This is a genomic window from Pseudomonas simiae (assembly GCF_900111895.1).
Classification (GTDB): domain Bacteria; phylum Pseudomonadota; class Gammaproteobacteria; order Pseudomonadales; family Pseudomonadaceae; genus Aquipseudomonas; species Aquipseudomonas simiae.
The window spans coordinates 332,508-348,079 of sequence record NZ_FOKB01000004.1; the positions used below are offsets into that span (position 1 = coordinate 332,508).

At 62.8% G+C, this 15,572-nt stretch carries 13 protein-coding genes and 1 pseudogene; 5 read left to right on the forward strand and 9 right to left on the reverse strand.

What is annotated here, in order from left to right; genetic code table 11:
• Window positions 1-44 precede the first annotated feature (44 nt).
• Complete coding sequence (locus tag BMZ57_RS15080) at window positions 45-728, forward strand: response regulator transcription factor (protein ID WP_010211030.1); 684 nt, start codon at window positions 45-47, stop codon at window positions 726-728.
• Entirely contained in the window at window positions 706-2,097 is a 1,392-nt protein-coding gene (locus tag BMZ57_RS15085; RefSeq protein ID WP_010211031.1) for a sensor histidine kinase, read from the forward strand. The genes BMZ57_RS15080 and BMZ57_RS15085 overlap by 23 nt, the downstream gene beginning before the upstream one ends.
• Before the next feature lie 58 nt (window positions 2,098-2,155).
• Here the strand turns inward: BMZ57_RS15085 and BMZ57_RS15090 are convergent, their stop codons facing one another.
• From BMZ57_RS15090 to BMZ57_RS15100, 3 genes and pseudogenes are all read right to left on the reverse strand, one after another.
• A complete protein-coding gene (locus tag BMZ57_RS15090; RefSeq protein WP_029529162.1) occupies window positions 2,156-2,572 on the reverse strand; it encodes an SRPBCC family protein in 417 nt (138 codons plus the stop codon).
• A 29-nt stretch (window positions 2,573-2,601) separates the two neighbouring features.
• Window positions 2,602-3,399 (reverse strand): annotated as a pseudogene (locus BMZ57_RS15095) (SDR family NAD(P)-dependent oxidoreductase).
• Between the two features lie 17 nt (window positions 3,400-3,416).
• Window positions 3,417-4,421, reverse strand: coding sequence for an aldo/keto reductase (locus BMZ57_RS15100; RefSeq protein ID WP_042572053.1), 1,005 nt, complete (start codon window positions 4,419-4,421; stop codon window positions 3,417-3,419).
• 113 nt (window positions 4,422-4,534) lie between these two features.
• Between BMZ57_RS15100 and BMZ57_RS15105 the strand changes: the two genes are divergently transcribed.
• Entirely contained in the window at window positions 4,535-5,428 is an 894-nt protein-coding gene (locus tag BMZ57_RS15105; RefSeq protein ID WP_044287030.1) for a LysR substrate-binding domain-containing protein, read from the forward strand.
• A gap of 27 nt (window positions 5,429-5,455) precedes the next feature.
• On the opposite strand, the gene BMZ57_RS15110 is transcribed toward BMZ57_RS15105, so the two are convergent.
• From BMZ57_RS15110 to BMZ57_RS15120, 3 genes are read right to left on the reverse strand one after another with little or no spacing between them, the layout of a single operon-like run.
• Window positions 5,456-6,748, reverse strand: a complete 1,293-nt coding sequence (locus tag BMZ57_RS15110) for an NAD(P)/FAD-dependent oxidoreductase (protein ID WP_010211036.1) — start codon at window positions 6,746-6,748, stop codon at window positions 5,456-5,458.
• Entirely contained in the window at window positions 6,745-7,833 is a 1,089-nt protein-coding gene (locus tag BMZ57_RS15115; RefSeq protein ID WP_010211037.1) for a polyamine ABC transporter substrate-binding protein, read from the reverse strand. The genes BMZ57_RS15110 and BMZ57_RS15115 overlap by 4 nt, the downstream gene beginning before the upstream one ends.
• 24 nt (window positions 7,834-7,857) lie before the next feature.
• Complete coding sequence (locus BMZ57_RS15120; protein ID WP_010211038.1) at window positions 7,858-9,216, reverse strand: glutamine synthetase family protein; 1,359 nt, start codon at window positions 9,214-9,216, stop codon at window positions 7,858-7,860.
• A 140-nt stretch (window positions 9,217-9,356) separates the two neighbouring features.
• Between BMZ57_RS15120 and BMZ57_RS15125 the strand changes: the two genes are divergently transcribed.
• Window positions 9,357-10,253 (forward strand): helix-turn-helix domain-containing protein, encoded by an 897-nt coding sequence (locus BMZ57_RS15125; protein WP_031290720.1) that lies wholly within the window; start codon window positions 9,357-9,359, stop codon window positions 10,251-10,253.
• Between the two features lie 9 nt (window positions 10,254-10,262).
• Here BMZ57_RS15125 and BMZ57_RS15130 read toward each other — a convergent pair whose 3' ends face one another.
• Genes BMZ57_RS15130 through BMZ57_RS15140 form a run of 3 tightly spaced genes read right to left on the reverse strand, consistent with a single transcriptional unit; the run spans window position 10,263 to window position 13,377 of the window.
• The gene (locus BMZ57_RS15130; protein WP_038453166.1) at window positions 10,263-11,357 is read right to left on the reverse strand and encodes an acetoin dehydrogenase dihydrolipoyllysine-residue acetyltransferase subunit; all 1,095 of its coding nucleotides are present in this window, start codon (window positions 11,355-11,357) and stop codon (window positions 10,263-10,265) included.
• On the reverse strand, window positions 11,354-12,373 hold the full coding sequence (locus BMZ57_RS15135) for an alpha-ketoacid dehydrogenase subunit beta (protein WP_010211042.1): 1,020 nt from the start codon (window positions 12,371-12,373) through the stop codon (window positions 11,354-11,356). The genes BMZ57_RS15130 and BMZ57_RS15135 overlap by 4 nt, the downstream gene beginning before the upstream one ends.
• A gap of 26 nt (window positions 12,374-12,399) precedes the next feature.
• A complete protein-coding gene (locus tag BMZ57_RS15140) occupies window positions 12,400-13,377 on the reverse strand; it encodes a thiamine pyrophosphate-dependent dehydrogenase E1 component subunit alpha (protein WP_010211044.1) in 978 nt (325 codons plus the stop codon).
• A gap of 309 nt (window positions 13,378-13,686) precedes the next feature.
• Here BMZ57_RS15140 and BMZ57_RS15145 point away from each other — a divergent pair, with 309 nt between their 5' ends.
• Window positions 13,687-15,552 carry a sigma-54-dependent Fis family transcriptional regulator gene (locus BMZ57_RS15145; protein ID WP_010211046.1) on the forward strand — a complete coding sequence of 622 codons (1,866 nt, stop codon included), beginning with the start codon at window positions 13,687-13,689 and terminating at the stop codon, window positions 15,550-15,552.
• The last annotated feature ends 20 nt before the right edge of the window (window positions 15,553-15,572 follow it).

Below are 15,572 nucleotides of genomic sequence, written 5' to 3' on the forward strand. Positions count from 1 at the left end.
GGCGATTGCGGTCTTCCCGTGTGAATCGATCACCAGGTAATACCATGACCCGTATTTTGACTATCGAGGATGACGCCGTAACGGCCCGCGAGATCGTCGCCGAGCTGAGTAGCCATGGACTGGATGTAGATTGGGTAGACAACGGCCGCGAAGGCCTGGTCCGCGCCGTGAGTGGCGACTACGACCTGATCACCCTCGACCGCATGCTGCCGGAACTCGATGGCCTGGCCATCGTCACCACGCTGCGCACTATCGGTGTGTCGACGCCGATCCTGATGATCAGCGCCCTCTCCGATGTGGACGAACGTGTGCGCGGCCTGCGTGCCGGCGGTGATGACTACCTCACCAAACCGTTCGCCTCGGATGAAATGGCCGCTCGCGTTGAAGTGCTGCTGCGGCGCAAAAGCACCGTCCAGGAATTCGAAACCGCCCTGCGCGTGGCCGACCTGGAGCTGAACCTGATCAGCCGTGAAGCCAGTCGTGCCGATCAGCCCCTGAGCCTGTTGCCCACCGAATACAAGTTGCTGGAGTTCCTGATGCGCAACACTGGGCAGATCCTGTCGCGGATGATGATTTTCGAGGAAGTCTGGGGCTATCACTTCGACCCCGGCACCAACTTGATCGACGTGCACATCGGCCGTCTGCGCAAGAAGATCGACCCACCGGGCCTCACGCCGCTGATCCGCACGGTACGAGGTTCCGGTTATGTCATTGCTGAACCCCTCTAAGGGCTGGCGCTCTTCCAGCAGCCGCTTGCTGGCGCTGTACAGTTCGTTGTTCGTGGCCTGGAGCTGCATCCTCATGGGGGTGCTGTACTACGAGGTGTCGGGCTATCTGGGCGACCTGTCGCGCCATTCGCTGATGCAGCGCCAGCACCTGTTCCAGCGCTTTGACGGCGAGGAACTGGTGGAAGCCCTGACCACCAGCATGACCTTCGACATGAAGGGCGTGGACGCCTACGGCTTGTTCGATGAGCAGTTCCGCCCTCTCAATGGACCGATCCGCGCGGTGCCGCCCGACTTGCCCCTGGACGGCAAGATCCACGCCCTGACCAACTGCGTCGACTCCGACGACCCCAAGTTGCCCAAGGACAGCTGCGACGCCGTCGCCACCCATACCGATGACGGCCGCTGGCTGGTACTGGTACGCGCCAACGGCTCGCTGTTCGGCGTGACCCGTATCATCTGGCATGCCCTGCTGTGGGCGCTTTCCCTGACGATTATCCCTGGCGCTGCGGGCTGGCATTTGTTGCGTCGTCGCCCGTTGCGGCGGATTCGCGGGATCCAGGCCAGCGCCGAAGCCATCGTCGCCGGCGACCTGACCCACCGTCTGCCGCTGTCGAATCGGCGCGACGAACTGGACATGCTCGCGGCCATCGTCAACGCCATGCTTGATCGCATCGAGAAGCTGATGAACGAGGTCAAGGGCGTGTGCGACAACATCGCCCACGACCTGCGCACCCCGCTCACGCGCCTGCGTGCGCAGCTGTACCGCATCAAGCAGGAGGCCGAGGCGGAGTCGGACTACGCGGTGAAACTGGATGACGCGATTGCCGAAACCGACACCCTGATGGCGCGCTTTCGAGGGCTGTTGCGTATCTCCGAACTGGAAGACCACCAGCGTCGCTCAGGCTTTTTGGTCATGGATCCGCTGCCACTGTTGCGCGAGTTGCACGACTTCTACCTGCCCCTGGCCGAAGAAGGCGAACTGCAATTGCGGCTCGAAACGCCAGAGTCCCTGCCATGGATCACCGGCGACCGCGCATTGCTGTTCGAAGCCCTCGCCAACCTGCTGAGCAACTCGATCAAGTTCTCCCCACCGGGCGGCGAGGTGATTCTGCGTGGGGTCAACGACGCCGGCAGCACGCGCCTTGAAGTGCACGACTCCGGCCCCGGCATACCCGCAGCAGAACGTGACGCGGTGTTCCAGCGCTTCTATCGCGTGGATGAGAGCGACCAGCAAGGCGGCTTTGGATTGGGCTTGTCGATTGTGGCGGCGATCATCAACCTGCATGGGTTCAGGCTCGAAGTGGGTACGAGTGAGCGAGGCGGTGCACGCCTGGTTCTGGAGTGCCGCCAACAACTCATGCCCGAATAACGCATGCATCACAACACCCTGTAGGAGCCGGCTTGCCGGCTCCTACAGGGGACGCGGGTCAGCCTGGGAAATTGGCCCGCAACGCCTCCAGCCCACCGCTGTAAACACCCGCAAACAACTCTTCCGCCGCCGCATCCGTGGTGCCTGCCGCCGGCGTGAACACACCGGACCAGGTCACTTTCGCCGACGCTTCACCCAACGCCTCGACCTGCACCGTTGCCAGGTATGCACTCACCGGAAATGGCGACTGTTCAATGGTGTAGCTGTAAGTACGGCCGACGTTATCAAAGCTCTGCAAACGCTCCACCACCACCCCGCCATCGGCGGTTTGCAGATGACGCACGCGACCGCCATCAAGGGCCTCGCTTTTGACGATAAACGGCAACCAGTCCGGCAGGCTGTTGAAGCCGCCGATCAATTGCCAGACCTGATCGGCCGATACAGGGATTTCAATCACAGAAGACGCTGTTGCCACGTTAATTACTCCAGAAAATAGAAAACCATTCAGATGGCCATGCTGTCGACCACACCGCCGTCGACCCGCAACGCGGCACCGGTGGTGGCAGAAGACAGGGGTGAAGCAATGTACGCCACCAGGTTGGCGACTTCATCCACATTTGCTGCGCGCTGGATGATCGAGGTTGGCCGTGCGTTTCGCACAAACACATCCGCCTCGTCCCGCGCACTGCGCCCGGATTTTGCGGTGGCGTCCTTGAGCATCTGCTCCAGGCCGTCGGTAAAGGTCGGGCCAGGCAAAACCGCGTTAACCGTCACGCCGGTACCCGCCAGGCGCTTGGCCAAACCATGCGACACCGCCAGGTTGGCGCTCTTGGTCACGCCGTAGTTGATCATGTCCGCCGGGGTAGCCACGCCGGACTCCGACGACAGGAAGATCACTCGCCCTCAGCCCTGCCCGACCATGCCCGGCACGTAATGCCGCGCCAGGCGCACACCGGAGATCACGTTGACTTCATAGAAGCGTGCCCATTCGCTGTCCGGGGCCTCGAAGAAATCCACATCGTTGAAGATACCCAGGTTGTTGACCAGGATGTCGGCGCGCGGTTCGGCGGCGAACAGTTTTTCTGCACCTTCGGCCGTGCCGAGGTCTGCCACCAGCCCGCGCAGGTCCGCGCCGGGGACGGCCTGGCGGATGCTCGCCAAGGCGTCATCCACCTTGCCCGCTTCACGCCCGATCACCACCACGGTGGCGCCGGATGCTGCAAGCGCCTGGCTGATGCCCAGGCCAATGCCGGCCGTGCTCCCGCTGACGATGGCTACTTTACCGCTCACATCAATTTTCATCGGTTGAACTCCTGAAGTTAAAGCGGCAGTGGTGCACGGTCCGAAATCAATCGGGCCTCGCGCAGGGACTGCCAGAAGGCTGCCGGAATAGTCTCTGACAACGCCGCAACGTCTTCGGCAATCCGCCCCGGACGACTGGCGCCTGGAATCACTGCCGCCACGGCCGGGTGGGCCAGGGAGAATTGCAGCGCCGCCGCTTTCACGCTGACGCCAAACGCCTGGGCAATCGCCCTGATTTGCTCGACCTTGCGGATGATTGCCGGGCTGGCTTGCTGGTACTCGAAGTGCGCGCCGCCCGCGAGGATGCCGGAGCTGTAGGGGCCACCGACGACGATCTCGACGTTCTGCGCCAGGGCCGCGTCCATCAGGCGCTGCAGGGCACGATCATGGTCCAACAGTGTGTAGCGGCCGGCCAGCAAAAAGCCGTCGGGCTGCGCTTCGGTCAGGTCCAGGGTCAGTTCGCACGGCTCGACGCGGTTTACGCCCAGGCCCCAGGCCTTGATCACGCCCTCTTCACGCAGGCGGGTCAGCACTTTGAAGGCACCGGTGCGGGCCTGGTTGAAGTACTCCAGCCATTGGTCGCCATAGAAGTCCTGGGCGATGTCGTGAATCCACACGATGTCCAGGCGATCAGTGTTCAGGCGGGTCAGGCTGTCTTCGATGGAGCGCAGGGTGGCGTCGGCGCTGTAGTCGTTGAGCATCTTGTTCGGGCGGCCGTGTTCGAACACGCCGCTTTTTTCGCCGAGGTCGCGGGCGCTGTCTTCTATTTCGTCGAGGATCACCCGGCCGACCTTGGTGCTGAGCACGAAATCATCGCGGTTGTACTGCGACAGGGCGTGGCCCAGGCGGATTTCCGAGAGGCCCGAGCCGTAGAACGGCGCGGTGTCGAAGTAGCGCACGCCGGCATTCCAGGCAGCCTCGACAGTGGCCTGGGCTTCGTCTTCTGGAATAGCGCGGAACATGTTGCCCAGCGGCGCGGTGCCGAAGCCGAGCTGGCCTGGGAGTTTGTCTTTCAAGCTCATGGTAGATCCTCAATGGGTTCAGGGGTCGCTGTGACCGTTGAGCAGATCCTAGATTGCGCAGATCGGACCGTCCAAGACATACTGCGACCAACTTGAGTCCCTAGAGGTCTAACATGATCGACCTGCGCCAATTGCGCTACTTCGAAGTCGTCGCCGAGGAAGAGCACGTCGGCCGTGCTGCCGAGCGCTTGCACATCTCCCAGTCACCGCTGAGCCGACAGATAGCCCAGCTGGAAGAGCGCCTGGGACTGACCCTGTTCGAACGCAGTCAGCAACGCATCCGCCTGACCCGTGACGGCCAGACCTTCCTCGCCGAGACCAAGGCCTTGCTGACCCACGCCAACCGCCTGGAATCCTTGGGCAGGCGCCTGGGCCGAGGTGAGGAAGGCGGCCTGTGCATCGGCTATATCGAGAACGCCATGCATGCCGGGGTACTGCCCAATGCCTTGCGCGTGTTGCGCGACGACCGGCCTACCGTGCATATCAAGCTGTATAACCTGCCGTCGCCGGAACAACTCGAAGGCCTGCGCCAGCGCAGCCTGGACATTGCCCTGGTCGGCGAACCACCCGCCGCCGACGACCCGGACCTTATCGCGCGGCAAGTGCTGGATGACCCCATGCTGCTGGCCTTGCCCGAGCATCATCCATTGGCCCGTCAGAGCGAGTTGTTGCCCGAGCACCTGGCGGACCAGGAGTGGATCGGCGTGCAGCGCAAACCCGGCGCCAACCCCGCCGACGACTTCGTCGCCGCCTGCATCCGCGCCGGTTTCACCCCGCAGATCCCCATGGAAGCCGGGGAGCCGTTTACCGCGCTGGGCCTGGTCGCTTCGGGCCTGGGCGTGGCCATGGTGCAAAAGGGCCTGAGCCGCAATGCCCCGCCCGGCGTGGTGTTGCGTGAACTGCCGTGGTTGAACTACACCACCCCGCTGTGGGCGGCGTGGCACCGCGTCAACCTGCGGCCGCTGGTAGAAACCTTTCGCAAGGTGCTCACCGAATCTGAGCATTGATGGAGCTCCACAGGTGGGGGGCGTCAGTTAAATCAATTCCCGCAGGCGATACCACAGCATCCCCAACGCCAGCAGCGGCGACCGCAGCGCCTTGCCACCGGGAAACGTCATGTGCGGTACCTGGCTGAAAATATCCAGCCCGGTGCTGTGACCGGCCTGGATAGCCTCGGCCAACAGCCTCGCGCACCAATGCGTCACGTTCAGCCCATGTCCGGAATACCCCTGGGCGTAAAACACGTTGGGGTACTGCTTCAAGCGACCGACCTGCGGGAAGCGATTGGCGGTAATGCCGATCTTGCCGCCCCACTGGAACTCGATGGCCGTATTGGCGAGCTGCGGGAACACCTTGAGCATTTTCGGCTGCATGTAAGCGGCGATGTCCGCCGGGTCGCGGCCGGAGTAATGGCAGGCGCCGCCGAACAACAGGCGCCGGTCTGCGGACAACCGGTAATAATCCAGGCCGACCTTCTGGTCGCACAGCGCCAGGTTCTGCGGGATCAGTTGGTTGGCCAGATCCGCCGATAACGGCTCGGTGGCGATGATGTAGCTGCCGGCCGGGAGTACCTTGCCACTCAGGCGCGGTTCCAGCTCCTCCAGATGCGCATTGCACGCCAGCACCAGGCTAGCGGCGCGCACCGTGCCGCCGGCGCAGCGCACGTGCACCGTGTCGCCGTGGATCAGTTCGAGTACTTCGGTGTGCTCGAAAATCCGGACCCCGAGGGATTCGGCCAACCGAGCCTCACCCAAAACCAGATTCAACGGGTGAAGATGCCCGGAGCCCATGTCCACCAGGCCGCCGGCATACACCGGCGAGCCGACTACTTGCTGTATATCCTGCGGCCCCACCAGACGCGTTTCGTGGGCGTAACCCAGCGCCGCCAGGTGCGCCTGCTCGCCCTTGAACGCCGCGAATTGCGCCGGGGTGTTGGCCAATTCGCAAAAGCCCCAGCGCAAGTCGCAGTCGATGCGGTGCGTTCGGATACGCTCGCCCACCAAGGCCACCGAGTCGATGCCGGCGCGCTCCAGGTAACGCACGCCCTCCTCGCCCACGTACTTGCCGAATCCCGACACGTCATGGCCGATACCGCGAATCAACTGCCCGCCGTTGCGCCCGCTGGCACCCCAGCCAATACGGCGGGCTTCCAGCAGGACCACCGAGAGCCCGCGCTGGGCCAGTTCGATGGCGGTGTTAACGCCGGTGAAACCGCCGCCGATCACGCACACGTCGGCGGTCAGGTCAGTGCCCAATGCGGGTCGCTCCGTCAAAGCGTTGGCCGTAGCCCGGTAGTAGGACCGGGCGTGGTCAGTCGACTGAATCATTTGTTGGTCTTCACTTTGCTCCAGGCGCGGGTCATCAGGCGCATGGTTGCCGGGGTCGGCGTGGTGGAAATATAGAGTTTGTCGAGCACGTCCTGGGACGGGTACACCTCAGGATTATTCACCAGTTCCGGGTCCATGAACGCCTTGGCCGCCGGGTTGGCGTTGGCATACCCCACCGAGGCGCTGACCTTGGCGATCACTTGAGGGTCGAGCAGGTAGTTGATGAACGCGTGGGCTTCTTTCGGGTGACTCGCGTCGGCGGGAATCGCCAGCAGGTCGAACCACAGGTTGGAGCCTTCCTTGGGAATCGAATAGGCGATCTTCACACCATTCTTGGCTTCCTTGGCACGGTTGGCCGCCTGGAACACGTCGCCGGAATAACCGAAGGCCACGCAGATATTACCGTTGGCCAGGTCCGAAATGTACTTGGAAGAATGGAAATAGGTGATGTACGGCCGCAGCGTCAGCAGCTTGGCCTCGGCCTGCTTGTAGTCCTCGGGATTCTCGCTGCGCGGGTCCTTGCCCATGTAATTGAGGATCGCCGGGAACAGCTCGTCCGCCGAATCGAGGAAAGCCACGCCGCACTGGTTGAGCTTCTTGATGTTCTCGGGCTCGAACAGCACCGCCCATGAATCGATAGCGTCGATGCCCAGCACCTCTTTGACCTTGTCGACGTTGTAGCCGATGCCATTGGTACCCCACAGGTACGGCACCGAGTGCGCGTTGCCTGGGTCATTCTTTTCCAACAGCTTTAGCAACTTGGGGTCGAGGTTCTTGAAGTTGGGCAGTTGCGCGCGGTCCAGCTTGAGGAACGCACCGGCCTTCACCTGGCGCGCCAGGAAGTGGTTGGACGGCACCACCACGTCATAGCCGGTGCGTCCCGCCAGCAACTTGCCCTCCAGGGTTTCGTTGGAGTCGAACACGTCGTAGATCGGCTTGATCCCAGTCTTGGCCTGGAAGTCGGCCAGGGTGGTCTCACCGATATAGTCGGTCCAGTTGTAGACGCTGACCGTCGGCGCCGCCTGGCTGGCGCTGCTGAACGCAGCCACCAGGGCCAGCGGAAAAAGCTGTTTCACAAGACGCATATCGACACCCCTTTTTTGGTTTTTTTAGACGCTCAACAGCAGGAACTCGCGCTCCCAGGAACTGATCACCCGTTTGAAATTCTCGTGCTCGGCGCGCTTGACCGCGACGTAGCCGCGCACGAACTTGTCGCCCAGGTACTGCTTGACCGTGGCGCAATCCTCCATGCGTGCCAGCGCATCTTCGAGGGTGAACGGCAGGCGCAGGTTACGGCGCTCGTAGGCGCGGCCCTCCACCGGCGCGCTGGGCTCGATCTGTTCGATCATCCCGAGGTAGCCACACAGCAGACTAGCCGCTATCGCCAGGTAGGGATTGGCATCGGCGCCGGGCAAGCGGTTTTCCACGCGCATGGCGTCGGGACTGGAGGTGGGCACACGCAGGCCAACGGTGCGGTTTTCTTCGCCCCATTCGACATTGACCGGCGCCGAGGTGTCCGGCAGGAAGCGGCGGAACGAGTTCACGTTGGGCGCAAACATCGGCAACAGCTTGGGGATGTACTTCTGCAAGCCGCCGATGTGGTGCAGGAAAAGCTGGCTCATCTTGCCGTCGGCATCGACGAACACCGGTTTGCCGGTGGCGATGTCGACCACGCTCTGGTGCAGGTGCATGGCGCTGCCAGGCTCGTCGGCCACCGGCTTGGCCATGAACGTGGCGGCCACGTTGTGCTTGAGCGCGGCCTCGCGCAGGGTGCGCTTGAACACGGTGATTTGGTCGGCCAGGTCGAGGGCGTCGCCGTGGCGGAAGTTGATTTCCATCTGCGCCGGGCCGTCTTCGTGGATCAGCGTGTCGAGGTCCAGGCCCTGGGCTTCGCACCAGTCGTAGACGTCTTCGAACAGTGGGTCGAATTCGTTGGCGGCGTCGATGGAAAACGACTGGCGACCGGTCTCGGCGCGACCGGAGCGGCCAATCGGGGTTTTCAGCGGCAGGTCCGGGTCTTCGCAGCGCTGGGTCAGGTAGAACTCCATTTCCGGCGCGACGATCGGCTGCCAACCCTGGTCGGTGTAGAGCTGCAGGACTTTCTTCAGCACGTTGCGCGGCGACAGTTCGATGGGGTTGCCCTGTTTGTCGAAGGTGTCGTGGATGACGATCGCGGTAGGCTCGATGGCCCACGGCACCACATAGGTGGCGTGGGACACCGGACGGCAGATCATGTCGATGTCAGCCGGGTCGAGCAGGTCGTAGTAGACATCGTCGTCGACAAAGTCCCCGGTTACCGTTTGCAGCAACACACTTTCCGGCAGGCGCATGCCTCGCTCATGCAGGAACTTGTTGGTGGGCGCAATCTTGCCGCGTGCGATGCCAGTCAAATCACTGATCACGCATTCGACTTCGGTAATCTTGTGTTCTTTCAGCCAGGCGGACAGCTGATCGAAGGGGGCGTTCATAAGGACCTCGTCATGGGTTGGGTGCATGCGCCGGCTTGTACTCCTGGCGCATTGAGGTCTATCTTGATGCCGCCGCCCCTGCGGCATCTATCCACTTTGCACGAACCACAACGCACCAATAGAGTGCGCCCAGGTTACCCATGACACAGGCAACAGCTTTGCGCGTACAGGCCTTCACCACCGGTGATGTGGCTGCTCAATGCAGTGCGACACCCGGTTGGGTGCAGCAGTACCAGCAGATGTCCCCAGGGCATTTCGCCGGGCGAATCCGCTACCTGGACCTGCAAGGTGTGCAGGTGTACGAAGAGTGCATGAACACCCGCGTGGAGCAGCATTTCAACGCACCGCCAGGCTCGCTGGCCTTCTGTTTCGACGGCAGTGACAACGCGCTGTACCTGCTGAACGGTGAAAGCCACAACACCTGGATCACCCCGGAAAACTACCGTGAAGTGGCGGTGGTGTTCGGGCCGCAATTCGTGCAACGCCATGGGCTGGATGTGGCGAAACTTGAAGGCCTGTTCATGGCGCCGCTGACCTGCCAGCAGAATGGACTGTTCAGCCGTTGGCTGAGTGGCACCCTCACCCGCCTGTCCACAGCAATCGACCCCGCCAGCCGCGATGCCCTCACCCAGCAATTGCTGGAAGACTGCCTGTTCATCCTCGACAACGCCTGCGTATGCCTGGACCGCCACTCGTTGCAGCGGCGCAGCGAAGAACGGCGACTGATGGCGCGCATCGGCGAATGGGCGGCGGATGCTCCGGATGAGATCGTCAACGTGTTGGAACTGGCGCGGATTGCCGGCGTGCCATTGCGTCAGTTGCAACAGGGGTTCAAGACCTACACCGGGATGAGCCCGGCGCAGTGGTTGCGGCTGCGCCGGTTGAATGGGGCGCGGCGGGAGTTGTTGCAGACCCGTGAGACCACCGTCGCTGAAGTGGCGATGAATTGGTCGTTCTGGCACCTGGGAAGGTTCTCCAACAGCTACCGCGCCCTGTTCAAGGAGTTGCCCAGCGAGACCCTGAAGCGTCACGCCTGACTGCGGGCGCTATTTCAGGAAAGTGCCAATTAAGTGGTTGACCCGCTCCGCCGCCTCCATCTGCACCATATGGCCCTGTCCCGGCAAGATCTCCACTTGGGCGTCCAACCCCTCGGCGTGACTGGCCGGGATGATTGCATCGTCGCTGCCCCAGATCACCAGGCTCGGCTGTCGGCCCACCACATGACGCCTGTCCAACCTCTGTCGTCCGCCTTCGAACAACGCGGCATTGAGCTGCCGCAATGCCGGGTCGACTCCTTCCAACCGCTTGAACTTGAGCATGTCCTCCAGCATCTGCCGCGTCACCAGCGCGGGATCGCTGAACAGTTGGATCAATTGCGGCTTGAGCGCATTGCGGTTGTTGGCCTCGGCAAACCCTTGCAGGTAATCACCGTTGATGTCCATGCCCAGACCGGCGCTGGCGATCAGGGTCAGTGAGGCGACGCGCTGGGGCGCCCGGTCGGCAACGGTCAGCACGACCAGCCCGCCCATGGAGTGGCCGGCCAGGTGCACGCGGTCTAGCTTTAGATGATCAAGCAGGTCCAACACCGCTTGGCTCAGCTCATCAGCATCGCCGCGTTGCAGTTGCTTGCCCGACTCACCATGGGCTGGCAGGTCAAGGGCGACCACACGGCGTTCGGCGGCCAATGCCGGTTGGTTGAACAGCCAGTTGTTCAGGTCGCCACCGAATCCATGAACCAGCACCAACGGAATGCCACCCTCGCCCAAGTCGAGATAGCGCAACAAACGCCCGCCTATTTCAACCTTCTGCGCACTGGGCCCCGAGGCCTCTGCTTCGGCGGTACTGGAAACAAACCCGGCGTTGAAATGTTCGATGACCGCATCGATTTCTGCCTCGGTGGCCTCGCCCTCTACCACAATCCCCAGCAATGCGCCCACCGGCAGCGTCTCGTCACTCAGCGCCAGCACACGGCGCAGCACGCCAGTGAACGGTGCCTCGACGCTGCTGGAGATCTTGTCGGTCTCCACGTCCAGCACTTCCTCACCCTTCTCTACCCGGTCGCCGGGTTGCTTGAGCCAGACATCAATACGGCCCTCGGTCATCGATAGCCCCCACTTGGGCATGGTCAAGGTATGGATCATGCGGCGGTCCTCTTGTCGGCGATCTTCAGCACGGCGGCCTCGATCTTCGCCGCATTGGGGATGTACAGGTCTTCCAGTGCATCGGAGAACGGCACGGGCGTGTGCGGCGCGGTGACCATTTGGATCGGCGCGCGCAAGAACGAAAAGCCCTGCTGGGCGACCAACGCACTGATATCAGTGGCCATGGAGCAACGCGGGTTGGACTCGTCGATCACCACCAAGCGGCCCGTCTTTTCCACACTTTCAAGGATGCTGTCTTGATCCAGCGGGCTGGTGGTGCGCAGGTCCAGCACCTCACAGTCGATGCCTTGTCGTGCCAGCTGGGCGGCGGCCTCCAGGGCGATATGCACCATGCGCCCGTAAGTCACCAGGGTCACATCCTTGCCCTCGCGAACAAAGTTGGCCTCACCGAAAGGCACGGTGTACAGCTCTTCGGGCACCTCGCCCTGCAGGCTGTAAAGCATCTTGTGCTCAAGGAAAATCACCGGATCGTTGTCGCGGATCGCCTGGATCAGCATGCCCTTGGCATCATACGGCGTGGCCGGGCACACCACCTTGAGGCCGGGAATGTGGGTCCACATCGAAGTGAGCATCTGCGAATGCTGGGCCGCCGCACGCAGGCCGGCGCCGTACATGGCGCGAATCACCAGCGGCGTTGTGGTCTTGCCGCCGAACATGTAGCGGAACTTGGCGGCCTGGTTGAGTAACTGGTCGAGGCAGCAGCCGATAAAATCGACGAACATCAATTCGCACACCGGGCGCATGCCACGGGTGGCAGCACCGACCGCCATGCCCACGTAGCCGACTTCGGACAACGGCGCATCGAGTACGCGCTCGGGAAACTCCGGGTACAGGCCCTTGGTCACGCCGAGCACGCCGCCCCAGGCGTCCTGCTCGCCAGGTGAGCCGGTGCCGCCGGACACGTCCTGGCCAATAATGAACACACTTTGGTCGCGGCGCATTTCCTGGGCCAGGGCTTCGTTGATTGCCTGCTGATAGCTGATTTTGCGAGCCATAAGATTCTCTCCACCTATTGTTGTTATTAGGGATACGCGACGTAGACGTCGCTGAGCAGGTCGGCGGCCTGGGGTTTGGGGTCGGACTTGGCCAGGCGCACGGCGTCCTCGATCAACTGCGCGACCTCGCCATCAATGCGCTCGAATTGCGCCGCATCGAGCCAGCCTTCGGCGCTGCAACGCTGACGAAACAGCGCCAGGCAGTCCGCGTTTTCCCGCAGGTTTTTCACTTCGTCGGGGCCGCGATAGGTTTGTGCATCGCCTTCGAAGTGGCCGTAGAAGCGGCTTAACTTCACTTCCACCAACGTTGGCCCGTCGCCCTTGCGCGCACGCTCCACGGCGACGCCAAGCGCTGCGTGCACGGCGAAGAAATCATTGCCGTCGACGATCACTCCCGGCATGCCAAAGCCCACGGCCCGTTCGGCGATGTCCTTGCACGCCACCGACCAACCGGAACCGGTGGCCTCGGCATAGCCGTTGTTTTCCGCGACGAACAGGCACGGCAGTTTCATGATCGAGGCCAGGTTCATCGCCTCGAACACCGCGCCTTCGTTGGAACCACCGTCGCCAAAAAACGCCACGGCCACGCCCTGGCTGCCCTTGAGCTTGGAGGCCAGCGCCGCACCGGCCGCCAACGGTGCGCCGGCGCCGACAATGCCGTTGGCACCGAGCATGCCCTTCTCCTGGTCGGCAATGTGCATGGAGCCGCCCTTGCCGCCGCATACGCCGGTTTTCTTGCCGTAGATCTCGGCCATCATGCCAAACACATCCACGCCCTTGGCGATGCAATGGCCGTGGCCGCGGTGGTTGGAAGCAATGCAATCCTCATCATTGAGGTGAGCCATGACCCCGGCGGCGCTGGCTTCCTGGCCGGCGTACAGGTGCACGAAACCGGGGATCTCGCCGGTGGCGAATTCCACATGCAGGCGTTCTTCGAAATCACGGATGGTGCGCATCACGGTGTAGGCATGCAGCAATTGATCGGTGGACAGGTGAGTGGACATCTTGTTGTTCTCCAGGTTGTCTCGACGCACAAAAGGCTGGCTGCGGCCAGCTACAAGCCCTTCAGCACAGCCTGTGCCAAGGCCAGCAAAAACCTGGCAAAGCCTTGATCCAGAGCAGTTCCTTACGGTTGTGCCGCTAAGACAAGCCAGCGCAGAATGAGACGCGGCATTGCAACGTGCGGGCCGCGTCTCGGGCGGTTTGAGACGCTGCGTCTCATCCTGGGCAGTTGGTCAGCCCGCGCTTGTCCGACCCGACGCATGCGCGCTTAATAACGGGCATAACAACAAAGATCGAGAACCGGAGGCTTTATGCTCGCCGCGCACTCCAGAGAACACGTCGACTGCGTCAGTCGTGTGGTCCGCAACGCCGATCGCCTGCCCCAGGCTCCGGTGCCGTCGCTGATTTTCGATTCGTGGCGACGCTCCATGGAGCAACATCACCTGGACCCCGGTTCCCTGCAGGGGCCGCGCATCCTTAGCGAACCATTGCTCAGGGAGTGCCGCGAGCGCGCCGACCTGTTCATGCGCATTGCCAGCGAAGAAGTCGGGCAACTGCACCACCGCGTGCGGCATGCCGATTACTGCGTGATGCTGACCGACGCCCAGGGCCAGACCATCGACCATCGCGTGGACACCTCGATCCGCAACGACTGCCGCAAGGCCGGCCTGTACCTCGGCACCTGTTGGTCGGAAGCCGAAGAAGGCACTTGCGGCGTGGCCACGGTGCTCACCAGCCAATCAGCGGTGACGGTGCACAAGCGCGACCACTTCCGCGCAGCCTTCATCGGCCTTACCTGCTCCGCCGCGCCGATCTTCGACCCTCAAGGCAATCTGTTGGGGGTAATGGATGCCTCGGCACTCAAATCCCCGGATGACCGCCGCAGCCAGCACTTGGTGCGCCAGATGGTAGCCCAGAGCGCCCAGGCCATCGAAAACGCTTTTTTCATGCACAGCGCCCGCCAGCACTGGGTGCTGCAGGCCCACAGCACACCGGGATACGTGGACAGCCAGCCCGACCTGCTGCTGGCCTGGGACCAGGACGGCCGCCTGCATGCCCTGAACAGCAAGGCGCGCCAGGCTCTGCGCCGGCGCTTTGGCCAGGTGCCGGAGCATATCGGTGATGTATTCGACTTGGACGCCTTGCGCGCCGTGACCCACGATGCCACCCAGCAGTTGCCATGGTTGGGGGAGCCGGGGGTCCTGCACGTACGCGTCAATGCCCCGCGACGCAAACCGGCGCGTGCGGCGGTGATCCCGCTGGTCGATGCGCGCGTGGAGGAGCATCTGCGCCTGGCCCTGCGAGTCAAGAACCGTAACCTGCCAGTGCTGGTGCAAGGCGAAACCGGTGCGGGCAAGGAGGTGTTTGCCCGCCAGCTGCATGAGCGCAGCGCCCGTCACACGGGGCCGTTCGTGGCGGTGAACTGCGCGGCGATCCCGGAAAACCTGATTGAAAGCGAGCTGTTCGGCTATGTGGCCGGGGCCTTTACCGGCGCGTCCAGCAAAGGCATGCCGGGGCTGTTGGTGCAGGCCGACGGCGGCACGCTGTTCCTCGATGAGATCGGCGACATGCCGCTGGCCTTGCAGACGCGCCTGTTGCGGGTGATGGCCGAGGGTGAAGTGGCGCCATTGGGCGCAGCGAAAACCCGTGCAGTGGATATCCATGTGATCTGTGCCAGCCACCGTGATTTGTCGGTACTGGTCAGTGAAGGCCGGTTTCGCGAAGACCTGTTCTTTCGCCTGGGTTGCGCACGCTTCTGCCTGCCACCGTTGCGCGAACGGACCGACAAGCTGGCCCTGATCAATCGGCTGCTGGAACAGGAAGCACGCAACAGCAGGGTCTCGGTCGGCATCGCCCCTTCGGCGTTGCAACTGCTACTGGGTTACGCCTGGCCCGGCAATGTGCGGCAACTGCGGCATGTGCTGGCGTACGCCTGTGCAGTGTGTGAGGGCGGTACGGTTCAGGTGGCGGATTTGCCGGTGGAAGTGCGTGGGGAACAGGTTGCGGCACCGACGGAAGATCGCGCGAGCCCGGAACGCCAGGTGGTGCTGGATGCGTTGATTCGTCATCGCTGGAAGCCGTTGCCAACGGCCCAGGCGCTGGGAATTTCCCGTGCGACGCTGTACCGCCGCGTCAACCAACTGGGCATCGACATGCCCGGCAAACCGCGGCACTGACCCACACCGTAGGAGCCGGC

Excerpts from the sequence above, each read along its gene's own strand:
- BMZ57_RS15080 (WP_010211030.1), top strand. The coding sequence starts at position 45 with ATGACCCGTATTTTGACTATCGAGGATGACGCCGTAACGGCCCGCGAG.
- BMZ57_RS15105 (WP_044287030.1), top strand. The coding sequence starts at position 4,535 with ATGATCGACCTGCGCCAATTGCGCTACTTCGAAGTCGTCGCCGAGGAA.
- BMZ57_RS15125 (WP_031290720.1), top strand. The coding sequence starts at position 9,357 with ATGACACAGGCAACAGCTTTGCGCGTACAGGCCTTCACCACCGGTGAT.
- BMZ57_RS15085 (WP_010211031.1), top strand. The coding sequence starts at position 706 with ATGTCATTGCTGAACCCCTCTAAGGGCTGGCGCTCTTCCAGCAGCCGC.
- BMZ57_RS15120 (WP_010211038.1), bottom strand. The coding sequence starts at position 9,216 with ATGAACGCCCCCTTCGATCAGCTGTCCGCCTGGCTGAAAGAACACAAG.
- BMZ57_RS15135 (WP_010211042.1), bottom strand. The coding sequence starts at position 12,373 with ATGGCTCGCAAAATCAGCTATCAGCAGGCAATCAACGAAGCCCTGGCC.
- BMZ57_RS15100 (WP_042572053.1), bottom strand. The coding sequence starts at position 4,421 with ATGAGCTTGAAAGACAAACTCCCAGGCCAGCTCGGCTTCGGCACCGCG.
- BMZ57_RS15110 (WP_010211036.1), bottom strand. The coding sequence starts at position 6,748 with ATGATTCAGTCGACTGACCACGCCCGGTCCTACTACCGGGCTACGGCC.
- BMZ57_RS15130 (WP_038453166.1), bottom strand. The coding sequence starts at position 11,357 with ATGATCCATACCTTGACCATGCCCAAGTGGGGGCTATCGATGACCGAG.
- BMZ57_RS15145 (WP_010211046.1), top strand. The coding sequence starts at position 13,687 with ATGCTCGCCGCGCACTCCAGAGAACACGTCGACTGCGTCAGTCGTGTG.
- BMZ57_RS15140 (WP_010211044.1), bottom strand. The coding sequence starts at position 13,377 with ATGTCCACTCACCTGTCCACCGATCAATTGCTGCATGCCTACACCGTG.
- BMZ57_RS15115 (WP_010211037.1), bottom strand. The coding sequence starts at position 7,833 with ATGCGTCTTGTGAAACAGCTTTTTCCGCTGGCCCTGGTGGCTGCGTTC.